Raw genomic sequence first — 19736 nt, 5'->3', positions numbered from 1 at the left:
TGCGTCACGACGGCTCGAACGCTCGCTCGGCGAGCCGCCGCGGTAACTCGTCGCGCGTCCCGGGCTCGACTGCGAACGTCTCGACGTCCGGGCGGGACTTGACCTCGCCGAGCGGTCCCGCCGTCCCGTCCGCGACCGCGGCGACGGTCGGGACCGACGCGTCGAGCGCCCGTTCCGTCGCCGTTCGAAAGCGGTCGCTCTCGAGTTGCATCGGCGCGATCTCGTCGATCACGACGCAGTCCGCGTCCCCGCTCTCGATCGCCGACTCGAGCGTTCCCGCGAGGCGATCGATCGCCGCGACGTCGACCCCGTACTTGCCGACCTGGGGCCCGTCGTACTCGACGTGGGCCATCACCGCCCGCGCGTCGCCGCCGATCGCGACGATCTCGAACCCGACGCGGTCGCCCTCCTCGCGGATCTCGGGCGCGGCCAGGCCGCGAACGCGGAGGCCGCGGTCGCGGAGCCGATCGGTCGTTCGCTCGAGGGCGGTCGTCTTGCCGCTGCGAGGGGGACCCGTCACGAGCGCGTTGTTGGGCACGGCCGACGCTACGATCGAGGCGGCCCTCAGTACTTCGGCCCGCCGATCGGTCGGAACGGCGACCGGTCCCCCCGTCGACTTTCACCCGGCGCGTGGGACGGAGCGGTATGGTTCGTCCGTCGGACGGAAATCGTTCGCCCGCGGTCGATCGCTCGAGTCCGACCCGACGGCGGTTTCTCGCCGGAACCGCGGCCGGGACTGCAGGAAGCCTCGGACCCGTCGGCTCGGTCGGTACGGCCGATGTCGGGGAGTCGTCGGGTCGAGAACCGGGAGCCTCGCCCGGAGAGGCCGGGACCGACGACGTCCAAGACCTGCCGCTCGTCGACGCCCACACCCACCTGATCCCGGTAGAGACGCTGGACAGGTCCCCTCTCTCGGCCGACGACCTCGTCGCGTGGCTGGACGAGAACGGGGTCGACCGCGCGGTCGTCCTCGCGCTGGACTCGCCCGAGAGCTACCCCGTCCAGGCGCCGAGCTGGTGGGTGCTCGAGGAGGTCGCGGCCCACCCGGATCGCCTGATTCCGTTCTGTACGGTCGATCCGCGTACGCTCGTCTACGAGGACGATTTCGGGGCCGTGACGGACCTGCTCGACCGATACATCGACCGCGGGGCGCGCGGCTTCGGCGAACTCAAGGCCGGCCTGCCGATCGACGACGCTCGACTCGAGACGATCTACGAGCGCTGTGCCGACCGGGGGCTGCCAATCCTCTTTCACACCGACGAGAAGGCGATGACCGACGAGGTGGGACTCCCGCGTCTCGAGGACGTGGTGGCCTCGTACCCGGAGGTGGACTTCCTCGCCCACGCTCACGGCTGGTGGGCCCACGTCTCGGCGGACGTCGGAGCGGACGACCTGAGCGAGTACCCGACGGGAGCGATCGAGCCCGGGGGTCGTGTCCCGGAACTGCTCGCCGAGTACGACAACCTCTACGGCGACCTGTCGGGACTCTCGGGGTGGAACGCCCTCTCCCGCGACGAGGAGTACGCACAGTCGTTCCTCGAGGACCATCACGAGCACCTGGTCTTCGGGACCGACTACCTCGCCCCCGGGCAGGAGGTGCCGCAGTTCGACCTCTTCGAGCGGTTCGACCTCGACCGCGAGGCCTGGGCGAACCTCCGCTCTCGCAACCTCGAGAGCGTGTTACGGTGAGACGGGCCGCTATCGGTCGGTTCCCGGTCGGTTCCAGTACCGTGTAACGCGTGCTCGACGGCGATCAGCGGAGCCGTCGGGAGAGCCGGATCAGGATCGATACCGCGGTCCCCAGGCCGGGGATCCGCGAGGAGAGCGCTGCCGCTCCGAGCAGCGCCGCGCCGCTCTTTCGCCGCCCCTTCGACAACTCCATCGACGCGTCCAGCACCGTCGTGGCGAGGCTCAGATGTTCCAGCAGATCGGACCAGCCGTCAGCGTTCGTCGACATACCCGAGGGAAGGGGAACGGACGGAAAACGCCCGCGGCTTGCGCTGGCCGGCGGACGCGGGGCCGCTCCCGTCGGTGGGTTCGCGGCTGATCGGTCTCGAGGACTCGATTAGTCCTCCCTCGGCGTGATCACGGCCCACTCCGCCCGCCGCTCGAACGCTCGAGAGCCCGGCACTCCGTTCAGTCACCGGACCCTTTCTCGATCGGCGCGCGGATCAGATTCCCCCACTCCGTCCAGGAGCCGTCGTAGTTGTGCACGTCCTCGTAGCCGAGCAACTCGTGGAGCGTGAACCAGGCGATCGCCGACCGCTCGCCGACCCGACAGTAGGTGACGACGGATTCGTCGCCGTCGATCCCCGCGTCGGCGTACATCTCCTCGAGTTCGTCGGGATCCTTGAACCGGCCGTCGTCGCGCAGGTTCGTCTTGACCGGCACGTTCGACGCGCCGGGGATGTGCCCGCCCCGCTGGGCGGTCTCCTGTAGTCCCTCGGGGGCGATGATCTCGCCGGAGAACTCCTCCGGCGAGCGGACGTCGACCATCGGGATGCCGGCCTCGCGGGCCTGATCGACGTCGTCCTTGTACGCGCGGATGCTCTCGAAGGGGCCCCTCGCAGTATACTCCTGGGAGGGGAAATCGGGCGCCTCGTCGGTCAGCGGATACTCCTCGTTCACCCAGTAATCTTTCCCGCCATCGAGGACCCGGGCGTCCTCGTGGCCGTAGTACTTGAACTCCCAGTAGGCGAACAGCGCGAACCAGTTGGGGATCCAGCCGTCGCCGTAGAAGACGACCGTCGAGTCCTCGCCGATGCCGTGCTCGCCGACGACTTCCTCGAAGTCGTCTTTCTTGAGGATGTCGCGTTGCTCCTGGTCCGAGAGGTCCTCGTCCCACTGGAGCCCGATCGCGCCCGGGGCGTGGCCCTCCTCGTACCGCGAGGGGAAATCGCCCTCGTCGGGCGATTCGGGGCTGTTGACCTCGACGAGCCGATAGTCGGGATCGTCCGACTGGAACTCCTCGAGGTGGTCTTCGACCCAGTCCGCCGAAACCAGGACGTCGCTGTCGTGTGCCGTCATGCATTCGGTCGGGCCACGAGAGGGCACAAATAGCTAACAGTCCACATGGGTTGGTGGCTCCGGTCCGGACCGGCACCGATAACACCCTCGAGCGACGACCGACTCGCCAATGCGACTCGCGCGACTCCTGACCCCCGACGGACCGGTTTCGGGACGCTACGAGGACGGCACGGTTCACGCCGACGACGGCACCTACGAGGTCGGCGTCGACGGCCGACTCCTGCCGCCCTGCGAGCCGTCGGCGCTGTACTGCGTCGGCCGCAACTTCGCCGAAACCCTAGAGCAGATGGAGTACGAGCGCCCGGAGGAGCCGGACTTCTTCATCAAGCCGCCGGCGTCGTTGCTGGGCCACGAGCAGCCGATCCCCTACCCCGAATTCACCGACGAACTGACTTACGCAGGCGAACTCGCCGCGGTTATCGATCGGCGCTGTCGCGACGTCCCGGAGGACGAGGTCCCCGAGGTCGTCCGTGGTTACACGATCATGAACGACGTCGACGCCCTCGACCAGCAGGGTCGGACCGCGCGCAAGGCCTTCGACGGCTCCGGCCCGCTCGGCCCCTGGCTCGAGACCGACCTCGATCCACGGGAGATCGATATGCACACCGACGTCGCGGGCGAGCGCCGCCAGGAGGCCAACACCGAACTGATGCTGTTCGATCCCTACGAGATCGTCTCCTACCTTTCGCGGCGATTCATCCTCCGACCGGGCGACGTCGTCGCTTTCGGCAGCCCTGCCAACCCGGGGCTGGTCGAACCCGGCGACACCGTCGAGATCACCTACGAGGGCGTGGGAACGCTCCGGAATACTGTGGTCGACGGGAACGGGAGCGACTGACGGCGAGGGGTCGGATGGCTGGATCGAACTCGGCCCGACGGTCGGGGAAACGTATCGGGGCCGGCTACTCGAGCCAGTCGATGAACGGGCCCTTCGCGTCGGCCCGGCGGAAATATTCCCGCTGCGTCTCTTCGATCGCGGTTGCGATATCGGCACCCTCGTCGATTCGGGCCCGGGTCCGGCGACGCTTCCACGTACTGGGTACCGCACCCGTTTCCCAGCGTGCTTCGATCGGTTCGAGCAGGTCGTCGATCCGGGCGTTCCCGAACCCCCGGTCGCGAAGCCCTCGGCGTGCGAGGGAAAACACCTCGTCGTAGACCACGGCGGGATCGGAAACCCGGGTTCCGTCGGAATCGACCCAGGCCAGGTCAGCGTCGAAACCGTCGCGCGCCGCGGCGTATAGCGACTCCCTGGCGGCAGTCCAGGGCAGTTCCTCGAGCGGGTGATCCGTTACGACGATCCCGTGAACGAGACCGACGACCAGTGCATGCAAGCCGATCACGTCGGCGACGGCGGGTTGTGCGGGCAGAGGACGGTATTCGATCCGCGGTCCCTCGGACCCCAGGATCGGGCGGACCCACCGCCAGCAGGTCCCCTGCTTGTGCAACAGTTCCCAGTGTTCCTCGACGAACCCGTCACGGGGTCCGGTTTCCGTCCACTCGCGGAGGTACGGTGCACACCGCCGGTCGGCGACCAACCGGTCGATCACGTCGACCGGCCGTTCGATATCTCGGGGGAGTCGAACTTTCCCAGGTTCGGTGACGTTCATCGCCTCGAAGACCGGAATCCGTAATTCCTCGAGGCCCTCGAGAACGGTCTCGGCATCGACGTCGTCGTAGAGTCCGGGCGGAAGGAACGGTGCGTTCGTCGAGAGCGCAAGGACCGGGCCGGCCGTTCGCAGTGCGGCGTTGAAATACTGTGGGAACGCATCGGTCGGGACCTGGAGGTGAACCTGCATCGAGGTGCCGAGCGACTCGACGAGGATCGTCGGAAACTCCCGCCGACAGCCGGGAACGTCGAGTTCGACCGGTCCGTGTTCGGTGATGTCGGCGTCGAGCGCGTAGTACCGTGCCCTGGGGGCCATGTTCGCCGGACGCACCACGCCGCCGTCTTCGATACGTGCCGTCAGGTACGAAATCGCACCATCGGGCGGCGGAATCGTCCACATACCGTCGGTAACGAACCGTTGTTCGGCTTCCGCGAAGGCTCGCTGTACCTCGGTTAACTGCGTCCTGAGTGCCCCCCGCTGTTCGTCGAGTCCACCGGGGTCGAATTTCGTCGCTGGCGTGTTCAGTTCGGCGTTGTGTCGTCCGAGTTCGCGCTCACAGACGCCATCGAATGCCGACTCTGGAGCCTCGGCGAGTCGGCCCTCCTCGTCGACGGCGTATCCCTCCAACTCGAGTCCGACGCGGAACTCCCCCTCGAACCGACCGTTCGCGAACGCCGTGCGAAGCGACGCCGCCTGGACCGCGACCCGCCGCTCGAACGTTTCGTGAGTTTTCGTCCGTCGTGTCGCCTGGACGATGTCTGCGGCGTCCATCGTGTTGTCATGCTGTTTGCTAACACATACCTCTTCCTTACGTTACGGTACCGGACTGTTCAGTCGAGACGAACCGACGGATGCGGCGGTGGAATCGCTACTTCGAGAGAGGTGAGTGGAGACCAGGGCCTTCGACGTCCGGTTTTCGTCCGGTACAGTCCACTCGAGAAGGGTATCGGCCAGCGGTCGTCTCCCACCTTCGCGTCGATGACCTCGTGGCCGAACGTCGTCGAGCACGTACTCGTCACGTCGTCGGAGGACGCACCCGGGATGAGGAACGCCGGAAGATCCGACGTTTCGAAGCGTTTGGGCCCCGGTCGTTCGTCGTATTCGTCGCTACGGCGAGCGTACCGCTCACGACGCCGAACGGACATCGACCGTTCCTTATATGTTAAAAGCTACCTAGGACTAGTTTCCGGAAAGGCATATATGAGTGTAGTTACCAAGGTTGGCTATGACACGGACGATGAAAGACGTTTCGCACACACCGCCGTACGGAAAAGCACCGACTGACGTTTGGAAACGAGGGATAGAGGAGGAAGAATAGGAACCGCTGGAGGGTACTGGCCCGCAGGCAGTGAAATCGGGCAGCAGTGCTGACAGCTTCTCGAGACGAGTCGGGATACTAATCGAGGGCCCCGGAACTCCTCGGAGACGATCGGTGGTCGGTCTTTTAGTGTGCGGACGTGGTTCGGGAAACCGGTCGTCCCGCATGGATCGACGACGGTTCGCGGACGCGGCGTGCGGAGAGACCGAGGGCGACGACGATACCGGCCCCGAGATGCCGACCCGCCGGAACCCGTTCGAGGACGGCCTGAACCGCCGTCGCTTCGTGCGTTCGTCGGCCGCCGTCGGTTCGACTACCGCGCTTGCCGGCTGTTTCGGCGCCGAGGAGGGCAGCGGCGGCGACGGCGAACCGACGGTCTACGTCTTCAACAACGGGGATCGGACGATCACCGTGATCGACGCCGAGCGAGACGAGGCAGTCGCCACGCACCACATCGATACGACCGCCTCGTTTCCGGCCAACCAGTACGGCACCAGCGCGGAGTCGGGGTACGACGTGCTCTGGCTCAACGTCACCGGCGGCGTGCGGGCGCTCGAGGCCCGCTCGCTCGAGGACGTCGCCGCGGTCGGGACCGGGGCCGGACCGAACTACCCCAACCTGACCCCTGACGAGCAGCACCTGATCGTCGCCGCCGGCGGGTCGACGTCGATCGATCCGGAGCCCGACCCCGACGAGCCCGAAACCCACGGGGTCTTCCGGATCGACGCAGACCGCGAGAGCGAGACCTTCGGCGAGGTGACCGGCCGGATCGAGACCGGGTACACCGGCCCCTGCGACGTCTCCCTCGAGCCGTCGGGCGAGTACGCCTACGTTCCCGAGATCGCCGACGAGACCCTCCGGGTGGTCCGGACGGAGCCGTTCGAGACCGTCGCGGAAATCGACGTCGGCGATCCGGTCGGCGACGGACAGGTACTGCCGTTCATGTGTACGGCGTCGTTCGCCGGCGACGTATTGCTGGTCGAAAACGGCGAGGGCACCCTGGGTTCCGACCCGGAGGTCCCCCGGGAGGGGTCCGAGAGTATCTGGGACGTTTCGACGCCTGACGAACCGAAGGAGGTCGCACGGATCACCCGTGCCGACGGTCTGCCGGCGATGCCGATCACGAGCGAGATCGCTCCTGACGGCGAGGCCGGCTACCTGTTCACGCCCGACGCCGGGAGCGTGACGGTGATCGACCTCGAGGAGCGGGCGGTCGACCGGGAACTCGACGTCGGCGGCGAGGCGATATCGGGTGCGTGGGGTCCCTTCCGGGAGAAACTGTACGTGCCGGTCCAGACGGCGAATCAGGTCGCCGTCGTCGATCACGAGCGCCGCGAGGTCGTGGCCACGATCGAGGCCGGCGAAGCGCCGACCGGAGCCGTGGGCGGAACGGTTCGCCCCGAGGTGACGCCCCAGTCGCGACTCCGGGCCTCGCTCGCCGCGCTCGGCCTCGAGTTCGGGCGACGGGAGGCGACGTACTGTCCCGAATCGAACTGTTACTGCGGGTGACGGCGGCCCGCTGGAGGCCCGGACTCGGCTGCGACCGTCCCGGTGAGAAAGGCACTTCCGGACGCGGCGCTTTCCGGTGGACGTGAGCACCGAGGTCCCCCACCGCGTCGAAGTCTACCCCGACCGCGAGGTCGTCGTCGAGTTCGATCCGGACCTCACCTTCGAGTGCGTCGACGACTGTACCTGGTGCTGTCACCACGGCGTCCTCCTGTACGACCGGGACCTCCTCGAACTCGCCCAGCGGGCCAACCTCGCCGAGAACACGACCGACTTCCGCGGCGAAAAGTTCGTCACCCGCGAGGCGAAGGACCGCGAGGACCACGTCGCCGAGGACGGCTGTGCCTGCGCCTTCCTGCGGGAGGACGGGCTCTGTTCGCTGCACCTCGAGGAGGACTGGAAACCCACGCGGTGTTCGGTCTTCCCGCTCGCCGTCTGGCGCGAGGACGGCGACCTCCACGTCGACATTCGGGACTCGGCCCACGATCACTGCGACGGGCTGAACGTCAGCGAGCGGAAAGTGGTGGACAACCTCGAGGCGTTCCTCCCGGAACTCCTCTGGGACCTGGAAAACCCGGATTCGGACCGCGAGCTGTGACCGGCGGCCCTCGGCCGTCGTCCAATGGGTCGTGCTACCACGGCTCTCCAACCATTTAAACGTCCTCCGCTCGTAGGTAGACTGTGACAGAAGACTCCGGGCGACGGAACCTCCGTATGCCCAACAGCGACGAAGTATTCGCCGTCGTAACCGAACACCTCGGCGGGAACCACGTGCAACTGCGCTGCGAAGACGGCGAGGAACGACTCGGCCGCATTCCGGGGCGCATGAAATACCGGACCTGGATCGAGCAGGACGACATCGTCGTCGCCGAACCCTGGGACTGGCAGGACGAGAAAGCCACCATCGAGTGGCGCTACACCAGCCAGGACGCCGATCAGCTCCGCCGCGAAGGCCACATCGACTGATATTCTCGAGCCCGCGGTAGATTGATGCGGGAGTTCTTTCCTCGACTGGAGACGCCAGTCCGTGCGCAAGCAGTCGCGGGCGTCGCCGACGAGTCGTTACCGAGCGAGCAACTGCACCCCCTGATTTATGTTACGAGCGTGAGACGACTCACGCAGCATGGCCGACGACGAGGACCTCCGTCGCGAGGTCCGCCGACTCCGCGAGGACGTCGACTCGCTGCGTCGCCGCCTCGAGTCCCTCGAGCGGGCGGTCGAGCGGGACGCGACCGACTCGTCGGGCGAGAGTGAACCGATCGGCTCGATCGAACGGGACGAAACGGTCGAGTCCGACGCGATCACGCCCTCCGACGCCGAGTCGGCGGCCGTAAGCGAAGGCGGGCGCGAGGAACCCGCCGATCCGTCGGGACGGGAGTCGACGACCGATTCCGCCGACTCGACGTCGACTCGAGACTGGGAACTCGCCGTCGGCGTTCGCTGGCTCGGGCTCGCGGGCGCCGCGGCGCTCGTGATCGGCGTCGCCTTCTTCGTCCAGTTGGCGATCGAGATCGGACTGCTCGGCCCGCTCGGCCGCGTCGCCGTCGGCGCGGCCGGCGGGCTCGCGCTGTTCGCGGGCGGCCGCTACGCCGCGACCCGGAAGGGATACGTCCGGTGGGGCCGGATCGCCGCCGGCGCTGGCCTCGCGGTCGCATACTTCAGCATCTACGCGTCGTACGGCTTCGAGAGCTACCGCGAGGCGATCGGGACGCCGCTGTGGGTCGTCCTCGCCGCGCTGACGGCGCTGGTCGGTGCGACCGCCGTCGTGTCGGTCCGGGACCGCGCGCCGCTGGTCGTCGGCGAGGCGTTCCTGCTGGGGTACGTCACCGCGGCGATAAGCACCGACGCCGCGACGCTCGTTGCGACGCCCGCGTACGTCCTGTTGCTCGCCGGCGGCCTGGTCGCCGTCGCGAGCGTCACCCGCTGGAGTCGTCCCGTCCTCTCGAGTACGTTCGCCTCCTACGGCGTCCTCCTGCTGTGGCTCGCCGATGTCGATCCGCCGGCCGCTGCCATCGCGGTCGTCTCCGTCGCGACCCTCGTCGTCTATCTCGCCGGGAGCTACGTCCTCCGGGGCGCGAGCGTCGACCGCCTCGAGACGCGACGGTACCGGGCCCAACTGGTCGCGATCACGGCCGTCGCCGCGGGCTTCGGCGCCGTGTTGCTCGAGATCGCCGTCCGCGACTGGAACGCCGACGCCGCCGGACTCGGCCCCGCCGTCGTCGCCGTCCTGCTCGCGGGGACCTACGCCGTCACCGACCGGCGACCGGTGCGACCCGACGGCACCGCAGCGGCCGGAACGGTCGTCTTCCTCGCGCTCGGCGTCGCAATGGCGGTGGAGACGTTCGCGACGACGGTCGGCGCGCTCGTGCTCGTCTGTCTCGGGATCACAGCAGCGGAGACGCTCGAGGAGCCCGGATTCCGGTTCGGGAGCCACGTCGTGGCCGGCGCGACGGTCCTCAAACTGCTCGCCGTCGACGCGGACGAGTTGCCGGCCTTCGACGCGGCCGACCCGGTCGCGACGCTGACCGGCCGCCCGGTCGCGTTCGCGCTCGCCGTCGCGGTCTTCTACGGGCTGGCGTGGTGGGTCGCGTCCCGGCCGACTGTCGAAGACGACAGCCGATACGTCCCGCCGCTCGAGGGGGTGTACGCGACCGTCGCCACCGGACTGGCCGCCGTCGTTCTCGCCCTCGAGTTCTCCGGCGTGGGAGTGTCGATCGCCTGGGTCCTGCTGGGCCTGGCCCTGCTCGCCGCGGGCTTCGCGCTCGAGGTTCGCGGCCTCCGGGCGCTGGCTATCGGCGTCTTCGGCCTCGCTACGACGAAGGTATTCCTGCTGGACACGCGAGACCTGGATACCGTCGCCAGGACGCTGTCGTTTCTCGTCCTCGGAGTCGTCCTGCTGATCGCCTCCTACGCCTACGCGCGGTCCCGGTCGGACGTGAGCGTAACGCCGAACGCGGTGAGCGACGCCCTCGGGATCGGGAGCGACGGGCCGACCCCAGAGGGCGATCCCGGCGGAAGCGACGACGAGAACTGATCGACTTGCGACCCCGTCACCGCGTCGCGCGTTTCCACTCGGCGAGGCCGAGCACGTTCCCGTCCAGGACGTCCCGGTCCGCGTCGGTCGCCCCCCAGACGAACATCCCGGCGACGTCCTCGGGGTCGCGGCCGCCACCGCCCGAGAGGGCCGTCGCGACCTGTCCCGGGTCCAGACAGCCGACCGTGTACTGGGTGTCGGCGGCGAACCCCCGGGCGACCGCCTCCGCGGTCGCCTTCGAGATCGCGTAGGAACCGTATCCGGGCTTGGGGTCGCGGGCGATCGCTCCCGTCGGGACGAGCACCCGTGCTCCGTCGTTCAAGTGCGGCAGAGACTCGCGGATCGTCGCGAACACGCCGCGCCCGTTGATCTGCCAGTGGTCGTCGAGCGCGGTGTACGACTCCTCGTCGGTCGGCGTCTCGCCCGCGTCGCCGTGGTAGACGCCCGCCGCGGCGACCACGACGTCGATCCCGCTCGAGTCGCCCGTCCGCGAGGCGGTCTCGACGAGTCGCTCGACGTCGTACTCGTCGCGGACGTCCGTCCGGAGCCCCGCGGCGGCCGCGCCGGATCGGTCGGCCGATTCCAGTCGATCCTCGAGCGCCGTAACGGTCTCGGAGACGTCGGATTCGTCTCGAGCGCCGATCACGACCGTCGCGCCCGCCTCGGCGAACGCGAGGGCGACGGCGCGGCCGATTCCGCGGGTGCCGCCGGTGACGACGGCCGTCGTTTCTTGCAGTTCCATACAGCCCCTACGCGGGCGAACGACAGGAAGGCATCGGCTCGAGCGCGGAGTCGAGACCGCCTCGAGCGACAGAGGGAGCCATCGATCGCGACGAATCGAGAGAAAACCGAGGGAGGGGGCGTCGAAAACCGGAAACGCCGTTATCGGCCGAACAATCGCCTGATGATGCTGCGGCCCGTCGGTCGCTCCGCGAGCATCACCGAGCAGTCGACGTCGTTGATGACGTCGAAGTGCAGCGAACTGGTGACGAGTCGCGAGAGCAGTCCCCGCTCGGTCGCGCCGATCAGGATCAGGGTCTCGTCGTCGGCCTCGCGACAGATCGCCTCTTCGACGTTGCCGGAATCGTCGACGATCAGGTTCGCCCCGTGCAGATCGTGTTCGGCGGCCCACTCCTCGATGAACTCTTCGCCCCTCTCGCGGGCCGTGGGGTCGCCGACGACGTGCAACAGCGAGACCTCGGTGCCGATGGTCTCGGTGAGCGTCCGCGCGACTTCGGCGCTGAGATCGGAGTCCGGGCCGCCCGCGGTCGGCAGGAGAACCCGCGAGATGTCGGTCCCACGATCCTTGAACACGAGCAGGTCGCTTGGGAACTCCTTGGTCAGTTCGCTGAGCGGCCGGTCGAGACGTGCGCTGTCCCACGGCGTCTCGGACCCCCAGCCCATCAGGACGAGGTCCGCGTGTTGTCGCTTTGCCGTGTCGAAGATCTCCTCGACCGAGCGGTGGGTGACGATCGTCGACGTGTCGTAGTCGATGTCGGTGTAGGCGAACGACTCCGTGAGATCCTCGAGTCGGCGCTCCGATTCGGAGACGATGCGGGCGCGCTGTCTGTCGGTGCCCGTCGCGGACGGTTTGTCCGGCGTCTGGACGACGTGGACCAGGTGGACCGTCGCGGACTCGTGGGACGCCGCGAACATCGAGGCGAGTTCGACGAGTTTCCCTTCGGTCCGCGGGTTCGCGATGGGGACCATGATTCGGTACGTCTCCTCGTCCTCCGCCCGCTCTTCGGCGGTGTCGATCACCGGGACGTACGACCGTCCGGCCCACCCGCCGAAGGCCCACTCGCGGACCGAGAGCCGGCGCTCGATCCCCTCGAACCGGGCGGACTCGAGTCGCTGCTCGCTTGTCTGGTAGTAGTTGACGATCGTGACGAGCACGATACCGCCGAGCGTGTTCCCCAGTAGAACCGGGAGGACGAAATCAGTCATCCCGACGAGGAAGGCGAGTTCGCCCGCGAAGACCAGATAGAGCATCTCGGTGAACGAGACGACGACGTGGAACAGGTTGCCAAGTGGAATCGCGAGGAACGCGAGGTAGACCACGACGAGCCGGGAGATCGTGTCCCGGGAGGCGAAGGTGACCCAGACGACGCCGGCGACGATCAGGCCGGCGAAGGCGGCCTTGAAGAACAGGTCCCACCAGGGTGTCTCGATGCCGTGCTGGGCGATGCTCATCGCCGCGGCCGCGGCGTCGTCGTCGAACACGCCGCCCCAGGTCAGCGCGGCCGCACCGAAGGCACCGCCGGCGAAGTTACCGGTAAGGACGATAACCCAGTGACGAAGCAGCGCCGGCAGACTGGCCAGTCGCTCGATCGTCAGCGCGACGGGCGGAAGCGTATTCTCCGTGTAGAGCTGGTACCCGCCGATGATGATGTAGATGAACCCGAGCGGGTAAAGCAGCGAACTGACGATCGGATCGCCGTCGGTCGCGCCGTACATCGACGCGTACAGCAGGAACGTGATCGTGATCGCGAACCCGGCGGCGAGGCCGCTGAAGAAGAGTTCGCGGTTGCCGGAGGTGACCTCCTCGTCGGCCGCCGCGACGATCCGCTGGAAGACCTCGTCGGAGGAGAACCGGTCGCGAACGACCGATCCGACTGCGGGCGCGCCACTACGGGACCGCTCGACCGCATCACGGACCTCTTCCGTCTCGTCGCTCGGCTCCGGCTTCCCGGGGCGTTCCGCGGGCGGCCCCGAGTCGCGTATCCGCTCTCGCTCTTCGGATTCGGGATTGGCCATTAGTGGGGTACAGTCAGTAGACGAACTAATGGTTTGGTATCTTCGTCGGTCGATTCCTCGGCGTACTCCCTCGAGTAGATGCGTACGAGCGTCGCCTTCTGTCTTGGCCCTGCCCTTGCTACCGTCTCCCGATCCGCAGAGCGTCGATCCCTACGCAAATATGCCGTACGTTTATCCCTACGCCGACAGTCACGACGAGACATGCAAGCGCTGGCCGGTGAATCAGTCGTCGTGATCGGCGGCGGGATCGGGGGACTCTCGACCGCCTGTTACCTCGCCGACGCGGGTGCCGACGTGCGCGTCATCGAAAAGAACGAGCAACTCGGCGGGCGGGCGAGCCGACTCGAGATCGAGGGGTTCCGGTTCGATATGGGCCCCTCGTGGTACCTGATGCCCGACGTGTTCGAGCGGTTCTTCGGGGACTTCGATCGAACGCCGTCGGACTACTACCGGCTCACCCAACTGGATCCCCACTACCGGATCTTCTTCAAGGATAGCGCGGAACGGGGTTCCGCGGACGATACGAGCGAGCCAGGCTCGCGAGCACACGGGGATCGGGTCGACGTGACGCCGGACCTCGAGCGGACGAAGGAGATCTTCGAGGAGTACGAGGACGGAGCGGGAGAGACGTTAGAGCGGTACCTCGAGAAGTCCAGGGAGAACTACGAGGTGGGGATGAAACACTTCGTCTACGAGGACCGGTCCCGGCTCCGGGACTACCTCGACCTCGACGTGGCCCGGCAGGCCCGCGGGCTCACGCTGCTGGGGTCGATGCAGGACCACGTCGAGAACTACTTCGACCACCCGAAGCTCCAGCAGATCATGCAGTACACGCTGGTGTTCCTCGGTGGGTCGCCGAAGAACACGCCGGCGCTGTACAACCTGATGAGCCACGTCGACTTCAACCTCGGCGTCTGGTACCCCGAGGGCGGGATGAAAAGCGTCGTCGACGGCATCGCCGACCTCGGCCGGGAACTGGGCGTCGAGTACGACACCGGCCGGCCGGCGACGGCCATCAAGGGCCGCGAGGGGGCGTTCCTCGTCGAGACCCCCGAGGGACAGCTCCGCCCGGACCTGGTCGTCAGCAACACCGACTACGCCCACACCGAACAGGACCTGCTCAAACCCGAACAGCGCGGCTACGATGCCGACTACTGGGAGTCCCGGACGTACGCGCCGTCGGCGTTCCTGCTGTATCTCGGCGTCGAGGGGGACGTCGACGAACTGGCTCACCACACGCTCGTGCTCCCGACCGACTGGGAGGACCACTTCGACAGCATCTTCGAGGAACCCGCCTGGCCCGACGATCCGGCTTACTACCTCTGTGTCCCCTCGGAAACCGACGACGACGTCGCCCCGGAGGGCCACAGCAACCTGTTCGTCCTCGTCCCGATCGCGCCGGGCCTCGAGGACACCCCCGAGATCCGCGACCAGTATCGAGACGAGATTCTCGCCGACATCGCGGAACACACCGGGACGGACATCCGCGACCGGATCGTCGTCGAGGAGCGGTTCTGTATCGACGACTTCGCCAGCCGGTACAACAGCTACGACGGGACGGCGCTCGGGCTGGCTCATACGCTCCGCCAGACGGCACTGTTCCGGCCGCCACACCGCTCGAAGGAGGTCGACGGGCTCTACTTCGTCGGCGGTGACACGACGCCGGGGATCGGCGTTCCGATGTGTCTCATCAGCGGCGAACTGACAGCGGAAAAGATTCTCGAGGATCGGGGGTGACAACGGTACTAGCAATGGGCGAGAACGCGTCGACGCGAGGGGGCGATGGAGACGGAACCGGAGCCGGAGCCGAGGGCAAGTCCGACCAGCGGGACGGGCTCGCCCACCGACTCCGTTACCTGCTGGTCCTCTCGCGGCCGCGATTCTGGCTCTACCTCGCCGGTCCCGTACTGGTCGGGGTCGCCTACGCGGCCGAGGCACGCGCCGACCTGTTCGCGCCGGCGGCGGTCGTCCTGTTCGCGTACTTCCTGCTCCCGGCGAACGTCTTCCTCTACGGGATCAACGACGTCTACGACCGCGAGATCGACACGGAGAACCCGAAAAAGGAGGACAAGGAGGCCCGGTACCGGGGACAGGGGTACGTCCCCGCCGCGGTCGGCCTCTGTGCCGCCCTGCCGTTGCTGTTCGTTCCCGTCGTTCCGGCGCCAGCCTGGCCCTGGATCGTCGTCTTCCTCGCCCTGGGTGCGGCCTACAGCGCGCCGCCGGTCCGGTTCAAGACGACGCCGCTGCTCGACTCGGTCTCGAACGGGCTCTACATCGCGCCCGGCGCGGCGGCCTACGCGGCCGTCGCCGGCACCCAGCCGCCCGCACTCGCCGTCGTCGGCGGCTGGCTGTGGGCCATGGGGATGCACACGTTCTCGGCGATTCCCGACATCGAGCCCGACCGTGCGGCCGGGATTCGAACGACGGCCACGATGCTCGGCGAACGTCGCACGTACGCCTACTGCGGCGCGTGCTGGCTGGCAAGCGCCCTCGCGTTCGGCGCGATCGACTACCGACTGGGAGCCGTCATGGTCGTCTACCCCGCACTCGTCGCCGTGCTGGCCGGCTCGAGCGTCCCCGTCGATCGGGCCTACTGGTGGTTTCCGGCGATCAACACCGTCGTCGGCACTGCCTTGACGATGGGTGCCCTCTGGAGGCTCGTCAATGGATAGGTCGAACGCCCGCACTCGAGAGTACGAGGGGAGCCGGGACCGCGAACGTGAACGTGAACGTGAACGGAAACGGGAGCGGGAACAGGAACAGGAGCGGACGGACCGACGCGCAACCGTTCAGCGACGCCTCGAGGCGCTCATCCGCGAGAACCGGTTCACGATCGCGGTCGTCTTCCCCGTCGTCGGCGCGCTGTCGCTCGTCGCGAGCGCCGAGGGCCTTCTGCCCGAGCCGCTGGCGTACAACCCGCTGTTGTTACTGTTCGGCACCGCCGTCATGCGCTCGCCGCTGCTGGTCGGGATCCTGCCGCGGATCGATCGCCGCGCGCTGGCCGCACTCGGCCTCCTGACGGCGTACACGTACGCGATCGAGATCGTCGGCGTGGCGACCGACTGGCCGTACGGGGCATTCGAGTACGCGATCCAGCTGGGACCGATGCTGTTCGATACGGTCCCGGTCGCGCTCCCGCTGTTTTTCATCCCGCTCGTTTTGAACGGCTACCTGCTGGCGCTGCTGGTGCTCGGCGACTGGAGCGGAACCCCCCTCGTGCGGATCCCGGCCGCGATCCTCGCCGTCGTCGCCATCGACGTCGTCCTCGATCCGGCCGCCGTCGCGATCGGGTTCTGGAGTTTCGAGTCCGGCGGCTTCTACGGCGTCCCGCTCTCGAACTACGGGGGCTGGGTGCTCTCGGGTACCGTCGCCGTCGCGCTCGTCGACCTCGCGTTCGACCGGACGGCGCTGCTCGCCCGGGTTCGCGAGTGCGAGTTCATGCTGGACGACCTGGTGAGCTTCGTGTTGCTCTGGGGGTCGATCAATCTCCTCTACGGCAACTGGATCGCTGCAGGGGTCGCCGGCCTGTTCTGTCTCGGCCTGTTCAGGACCGACCGGTACGACCGGGAGATGGTGCTGGCGGCGCTTCCGTCCCGGTACGGCACCTGAAAAAGGCGGTCAACGTCGACGACGGACTCGAGTGTGGCGCTCGACGAAGCGACGCTACCGCGTCGGGACCCCGTCCCCGGGCTCCGGACCGCGGTGGTCGGGTCCGGGGTCGGCCGTCGGCACCGCGGATACCCGCTGGAACACCGCCTCCGGATCGCGGTTCCAGTGCCAGTGCCAGCGGGTCTTCGCGAGACACCACAGCTTCCGGGCCGTCGACAGCGACGGTTCTTCGGTAAGGACGTCGTAGTCCTGTGCCCGGATGAGCGAGTGGTGCTCGGCGTACAACACCGCCGCCAGCAACACCGGTAGCTGGCAGTCCTCGGGGAGATACCGGATCCCGGCGACGCCCTCGCGGTACAGTTCCTCAGTCCGCTCGAGTTCGTCCTCCATCGCCGCCGCGAACGCCGGGGAGTACTCGAAGTTCTCGATCTCCTCGGGAGATACCCCGTGCTCGCGAAGCGTCTCGAGGGGGAGGTAGATGCGGTCGCGTTCGACGATGTCCTCCCGGACGTCCCGGAGGAAGTTGGTCAGCTGGAAGGCCTCGCCGAGTTTGATCGCGTGAGGGAGCGCAGCCTCCTCCATCTCGGGGTCGAGGTCCATGATCGCGGTCATCATCACGCCGACCGCCGCGGCCGACCCCCGCATGTACGCCTCGAGGTCGTCGTAGGTCTCGTATCGGCTCCGGGTGATGTCGGTGACCATCGCGTCGACGAACTCCTCGACCTCCTCGTCGGCGATGTCGTGGCGCTCCCGGAGTTCACAGAAGGCTTCCAGAACCGGATCGTCCGCTGGCTCCTCGCCCAGCGCCTGGGCGCGCAACTTCTCGAGTTCCGCCCGTTGCTCTTCCCGAGGGGTATCCGCGGCGTCGTCGACGACCTCGTCCGCGATCCGGAAAAACGCGTAGAGAACGTGAGTCGAGTGACGAACGCGCTCGGGGAGGAACCGCGTCGCGAGGTAGAACGTTTTTCCGGTCCGTCTCTGTATCGCCTTCCCTCTCTCGATGTGTTCCTGTCTCATTTATGATTGGTAGCGTCCGGTGACTGCGTGGTGTTTTCTGTACGACAGGAACGTATAAAATACCTAGCCCTCACTAGTGGGGTCCACGGCGAACAGTTCCTCGAGCAATTTTCGCTGTGCGGCGCGGAGGTGCTGGTGATACGTCGACCGGGAAACACCCATGGATTCCGCCAGTTCTTCGCCCGAGACCCCCCGTGGCCACTCGAAATAGTCGGCGTAGAAGGCCTTTCTGAGGGCCATCTCCTGGCGATCGGTGAGTTTCGAGTCGAGTTCGGCCGCGACGTCCCGTAGCGTCCGCGTCGGGCGATCCGATTCACGGTAGCTGATCAGTTCCGTCCGCTCGTACCGCTCTTCGAGGAGGTCGTAGACCGACCGGGCCGACTGGCCGTTGGGCAGTTGCAGCGCCAGGTCGGCGACCCTGTCGTCGGGTGCGGCATCGAACCGCTGGATCACGCCCCCGTGATCGGCGAGCGCGGTGACGACACCGTCGGACAGCGCCAGTTCCAGCAGGGTGCCGTCCTCGTACTCCGAGAGGATCGTCGCGTCCTCGATCCCGTCCAGGTCGGCAGCGACCGCTTCGACCCCTCCGGTACAGTCGACGTAGAAGACCGCGAGCGCGGTTCCCTCCTTGTCGTAGGTCAGTCCGCGGTAGGTCACCGACGCCCCGAGTTCGGTCGCAAGCGCCGTCACGAACAGCGACGGATCCTCGATTGTCGCCTCGAGTTCGACGATCGTCTCGGTAGTGAGCATCCGCCGGGCCTCGATCGCGTTCATCGCCGTCGAGACGGTCCCGGCAAGCGACTCGAGGACGAGCAGTTCCCGCTCGTCGAAGGCGTCGGCGTCCTCGGCGAACACTACGAGCACGCCGTAGGTGACGTCGCCGTACTCGAGCGGGATCGCGGCGACCGATCGGAACAGATCGCCCGCGCCGGTCGGCCACCAGTGATCGGCGTGATCGAACTCGGCGACGTCCTGGATGGCCCGCGGTTCGCCCTCCCTGAGCGCCTGCACCGCGGGATGGCTCTCGTCGGAGGAGAGGACGAGTTCGTCGTTCTCCAGTGGCACCTCCCTGTGGCCGGCCCACTCGCGGGGCGAGACGCGCCTGGTGGTGACGTCGACGCGGCCGATCCAGGCGAGCACGTACGGATCGGTGTCCGCGAGTTCCCGACAGACGCCGTGTTCGATCTCACTGCGACTCTCCGCGCCCACGGCGGCGTCGGTGACGTCGCGGACGAGGCCGTCGATTCGCTCGAGGACGTGCTCGAGGTTGCGCTGTTGCTCGCGCAGGCGCTCGAGGGCCGCCTCGGCGTCGAGTTCCGCGAGTTTTCGGTCGGTGATGTCGAGGTGGACGACCGAGACCCGCACGTCGCCGTCGACGGTGAACCGGCTGGCTCGCATCAGGAACCACTGTTTCTCCTCGGGCGTGTGGCAGGGGTACTCCATGGAGAACGTCTCCCGTTCGCCCTCCAGAACCGCTTCGAGCCCCTCGACTGCCCGGCGGGCGTGTTCGTCGTCCCCCTCCTCGTCGCCCATCTCGGCGGTCGCGACGTAATTGACGCCGACGTGGTTGTCGTCGTCGGGGTTGAACTCCCGCCACGACTGGTTCGTCAACAGGATTCGGCCCGTCGAGTCGAGGACGGCCACCGTGAGCGGGAGCGTCTCGAGCGTAGCTTCGGCGAGGTCGTCCCGGGTTCCCATCATTCGACCCGTAGAACGTAGACGACAATAACAGGTAGGGACGTCCGGGTGCCAACTATCCGCCGTCCGCCGCCGACCGACGGGCGCTGCCGTCCTCTGTTGCTGAGAATCGATGCGTGTTTCTTGGTGTCACGACCCGTGTTCCGAGACGGCCGCCCGTATC

At 67.4% G+C, this 19736-nt stretch carries 17 protein-coding genes; 9 read left to right on the top strand and 8 right to left on the bottom strand.

What is annotated here, in order from left to right; translation table 11 throughout:
• Positions 1–4 precede the first annotated feature (4 nt).
• The gene (locus BM113_RS06465) at positions 5–538 is read right to left on the bottom strand and encodes a nucleoside-triphosphatase (protein ID WP_089786374.1); all 534 of its coding nucleotides are present in this window, start codon (positions 536–538) and stop codon (positions 5–7) included.
• Positions 539–645: 107 nt separating this feature from the next.
• Between BM113_RS06465 and BM113_RS06460 the strand changes: the two genes are divergently transcribed.
• Positions 646–1689: an amidohydrolase family protein gene (locus BM113_RS06460; RefSeq protein WP_089786372.1), complete on the top strand. Its 1044-nt coding sequence runs from the start codon at positions 646–648 to the stop codon at positions 1687–1689.
• A gap of 64 nt (positions 1690–1753) precedes the next feature.
• On the opposite strand, the gene BM113_RS06455 is transcribed toward BM113_RS06460, so the two are convergent.
• Complete coding sequence (locus BM113_RS06455) at positions 1754–1957, bottom strand: hypothetical protein (protein WP_089786371.1); 204 nt, start codon at positions 1955–1957, stop codon at positions 1754–1756.
• A gap of 179 nt (positions 1958–2136) precedes the next feature.
• A complete protein-coding gene (locus tag BM113_RS06450; protein ID WP_089786369.1) occupies positions 2137–3027 on the bottom strand; it encodes a sulfurtransferase in 891 nt (296 codons plus the stop codon).
• Between the two features lie 109 nt (positions 3028–3136).
• On the opposite strand from BM113_RS06450, the gene BM113_RS06445 reads away from it, so the two are divergent.
• A complete protein-coding gene (locus BM113_RS06445; RefSeq protein WP_089786367.1) occupies positions 3137–3865 on the top strand; it encodes a fumarylacetoacetate hydrolase family protein in 729 nt (242 codons plus the stop codon).
• A 64-nt stretch (positions 3866–3929) separates the two neighbouring features.
• On the opposite strand, the gene BM113_RS06440 is transcribed toward BM113_RS06445, so the two are convergent.
• Entirely contained in the window at positions 3930–5405 is a 1476-nt protein-coding gene (locus BM113_RS06440; RefSeq protein WP_089786365.1) for a glutamate-cysteine ligase family protein, read from the bottom strand.
• A 712-nt stretch (positions 5406–6117) separates the two neighbouring features.
• Between BM113_RS06440 and BM113_RS06430 the strand changes: the two genes are divergently transcribed.
• The 4 genes from BM113_RS06430 (at position 6118) to BM113_RS06415 (ending at position 10492) form a co-directional block, all read left to right on the top strand.
• Positions 6118–7461, top strand: a complete 1344-nt coding sequence (locus BM113_RS06430; RefSeq protein WP_089786363.1) for a YncE family protein — start codon at positions 6118–6120, stop codon at positions 7459–7461.
• 82 nt (positions 7462–7543) lie between these two features.
• Positions 7544–8056 (top strand): YkgJ family cysteine cluster protein, encoded by a 513-nt coding sequence (locus BM113_RS06425; protein ID WP_029601533.1) that lies wholly within the window; start codon positions 7544–7546, stop codon positions 8054–8056.
• 83 nt (positions 8057–8139) lie between these two features.
• A complete protein-coding gene (locus tag BM113_RS06420) occupies positions 8140–8424 on the top strand; it encodes a translation initiation factor eIF-1A (protein ID WP_076738713.1) in 285 nt (94 codons plus the stop codon).
• Positions 8425–8581: 157 nt separating this feature from the next.
• The gene (locus tag BM113_RS06415; RefSeq protein ID WP_089786361.1) at positions 8582–10492 is read left to right on the top strand and encodes a DUF2339 domain-containing protein; all 1911 of its coding nucleotides are present in this window, start codon (positions 8582–8584) and stop codon (positions 10490–10492) included.
• A 16-nt stretch (positions 10493–10508) separates the two neighbouring features.
• Here BM113_RS06415 and BM113_RS06410 read toward each other — a convergent pair whose 3' ends face one another.
• Both BM113_RS06410 and BM113_RS06405 read right to left on the bottom strand, forming a co-directional pair.
• On the bottom strand, positions 10509–11234 hold the full coding sequence (locus BM113_RS06410; RefSeq protein WP_089786359.1) for an SDR family oxidoreductase: 726 nt from the start codon (positions 11232–11234) through the stop codon (positions 10509–10511).
• A gap of 140 nt (positions 11235–11374) precedes the next feature.
• Entirely contained in the window at positions 11375–13249 is a 1875-nt protein-coding gene (locus tag BM113_RS06405) for a formate/nitrite transporter family protein (protein ID WP_089786357.1), read from the bottom strand.
• Positions 13250–13450: 201 nt separating this feature from the next.
• On the opposite strand from BM113_RS06405, the gene BM113_RS06400 reads away from it, so the two are divergent.
• The 3 genes from BM113_RS06400 to cruF are packed head-to-tail and all read left to right on the top strand — an operon-like array spanning position 13451 to position 16858.
• Entirely contained in the window at positions 13451–14986 is a 1536-nt protein-coding gene (locus BM113_RS06400; protein ID WP_089786355.1) for a phytoene desaturase family protein, read from the top strand.
• A gap of 14 nt (positions 14987–15000) precedes the next feature.
• Positions 15001–15921, top strand: coding sequence for a prenyltransferase (locus BM113_RS06395; RefSeq protein ID WP_089786353.1), 921 nt, complete (start codon positions 15001–15003; stop codon positions 15919–15921).
• Positions 15914–16858 carry a bisanhydrobacterioruberin hydratase gene (gene cruF, locus BM113_RS06390; RefSeq protein ID WP_089786351.1) on the top strand — a complete coding sequence of 315 codons (945 nt, stop codon included), beginning with the start codon at positions 15914–15916 and terminating at the stop codon, positions 16856–16858. Before BM113_RS06395 ends, cruF begins: the two co-directional genes overlap by 8 nt.
• Before the next feature lie 54 nt (positions 16859–16912).
• Here the strand turns inward: cruF and BM113_RS06385 are convergent, their stop codons facing one another.
• On the bottom strand, positions 16913–17875 hold the full coding sequence (locus tag BM113_RS06385) for a phytoene/squalene synthase family protein (RefSeq protein ID WP_089786349.1): 963 nt from the start codon (positions 17873–17875) through the stop codon (positions 16913–16915).
• Positions 17876–17938: 63 nt separating this feature from the next.
• A complete protein-coding gene (locus BM113_RS06380; protein ID WP_089786348.1) occupies positions 17939–19573 on the bottom strand; it encodes a bacterio-opsin activator domain-containing protein in 1635 nt (544 codons plus the stop codon).
• Positions 19574–19736 lie beyond the last annotated feature (163 nt).

Source organism: Natronobacterium haloterrestre (assembly GCF_900112205.1).
GTDB classification, from domain to species: domain Archaea; phylum Halobacteriota; class Halobacteria; order Halobacteriales; family Natrialbaceae; genus Natronobacterium; species Natronobacterium haloterrestre.
This window is presented reverse-complemented; position numbering and strand designations above follow the sequence as displayed.

What these genes read in the sequence shown, in the direction of transcription:
- BM113_RS06415 (WP_089786361.1), top strand. Translation starts at nt 8,582, where the DNA reads ATGGCCGACGACGAGGACCTCCGTCGCGAGGTCCGCCGACTCCGCGAG.
- BM113_RS06410 (WP_089786359.1), bottom strand. Translation starts at nt 11,234, where the DNA reads ATGGAACTGCAAGAAACGACGGCCGTCGTCACCGGCGGCACCCGCGGA.
- BM113_RS06385 (WP_089786349.1), bottom strand. Translation starts at nt 17,875, where the DNA reads ATGAGACAGGAACACATCGAGAGAGGGAAGGCGATACAGAGACGGACC.
- BM113_RS06405 (WP_089786357.1), bottom strand. Translation starts at nt 13,249, where the DNA reads ATGGCCAATCCCGAATCCGAAGAGCGAGAGCGGATACGCGACTCGGGG.
- cruF (WP_089786351.1), top strand. Translation starts at nt 15,914, where the DNA reads ATGGATAGGTCGAACGCCCGCACTCGAGAGTACGAGGGGAGCCGGGAC.
- BM113_RS06455 (WP_089786371.1), bottom strand. Translation starts at nt 1,957, where the DNA reads ATGTCGACGAACGCTGACGGCTGGTCCGATCTGCTGGAACATCTGAGC.
- BM113_RS06380 (WP_089786348.1), bottom strand. Translation starts at nt 19,573, where the DNA reads ATGGGAACCCGGGACGACCTCGCCGAAGCTACGCTCGAGACGCTCCCG.
- BM113_RS06395 (WP_089786353.1), top strand. Translation starts at nt 15,001, where the DNA reads ATGGGCGAGAACGCGTCGACGCGAGGGGGCGATGGAGACGGAACCGGA.
- BM113_RS06460 (WP_089786372.1), top strand. Translation starts at nt 646, where the DNA reads ATGGTTCGTCCGTCGGACGGAAATCGTTCGCCCGCGGTCGATCGCTCG.
- BM113_RS06450 (WP_089786369.1), bottom strand. Translation starts at nt 3,027, where the DNA reads ATGACGGCACACGACAGCGACGTCCTGGTTTCGGCGGACTGGGTCGAA.
- BM113_RS06430 (WP_089786363.1), top strand. Translation starts at nt 6,118, where the DNA reads ATGGATCGACGACGGTTCGCGGACGCGGCGTGCGGAGAGACCGAGGGC.
- BM113_RS06400 (WP_089786355.1), top strand. Translation starts at nt 13,451, where the DNA reads ATGCAAGCGCTGGCCGGTGAATCAGTCGTCGTGATCGGCGGCGGGATC.
- BM113_RS06445 (WP_089786367.1), top strand. Translation starts at nt 3,137, where the DNA reads ATGCGACTCGCGCGACTCCTGACCCCCGACGGACCGGTTTCGGGACGC.
- BM113_RS06440 (WP_089786365.1), bottom strand. Translation starts at nt 5,405, where the DNA reads ATGGACGCCGCAGACATCGTCCAGGCGACACGACGGACGAAAACTCAC.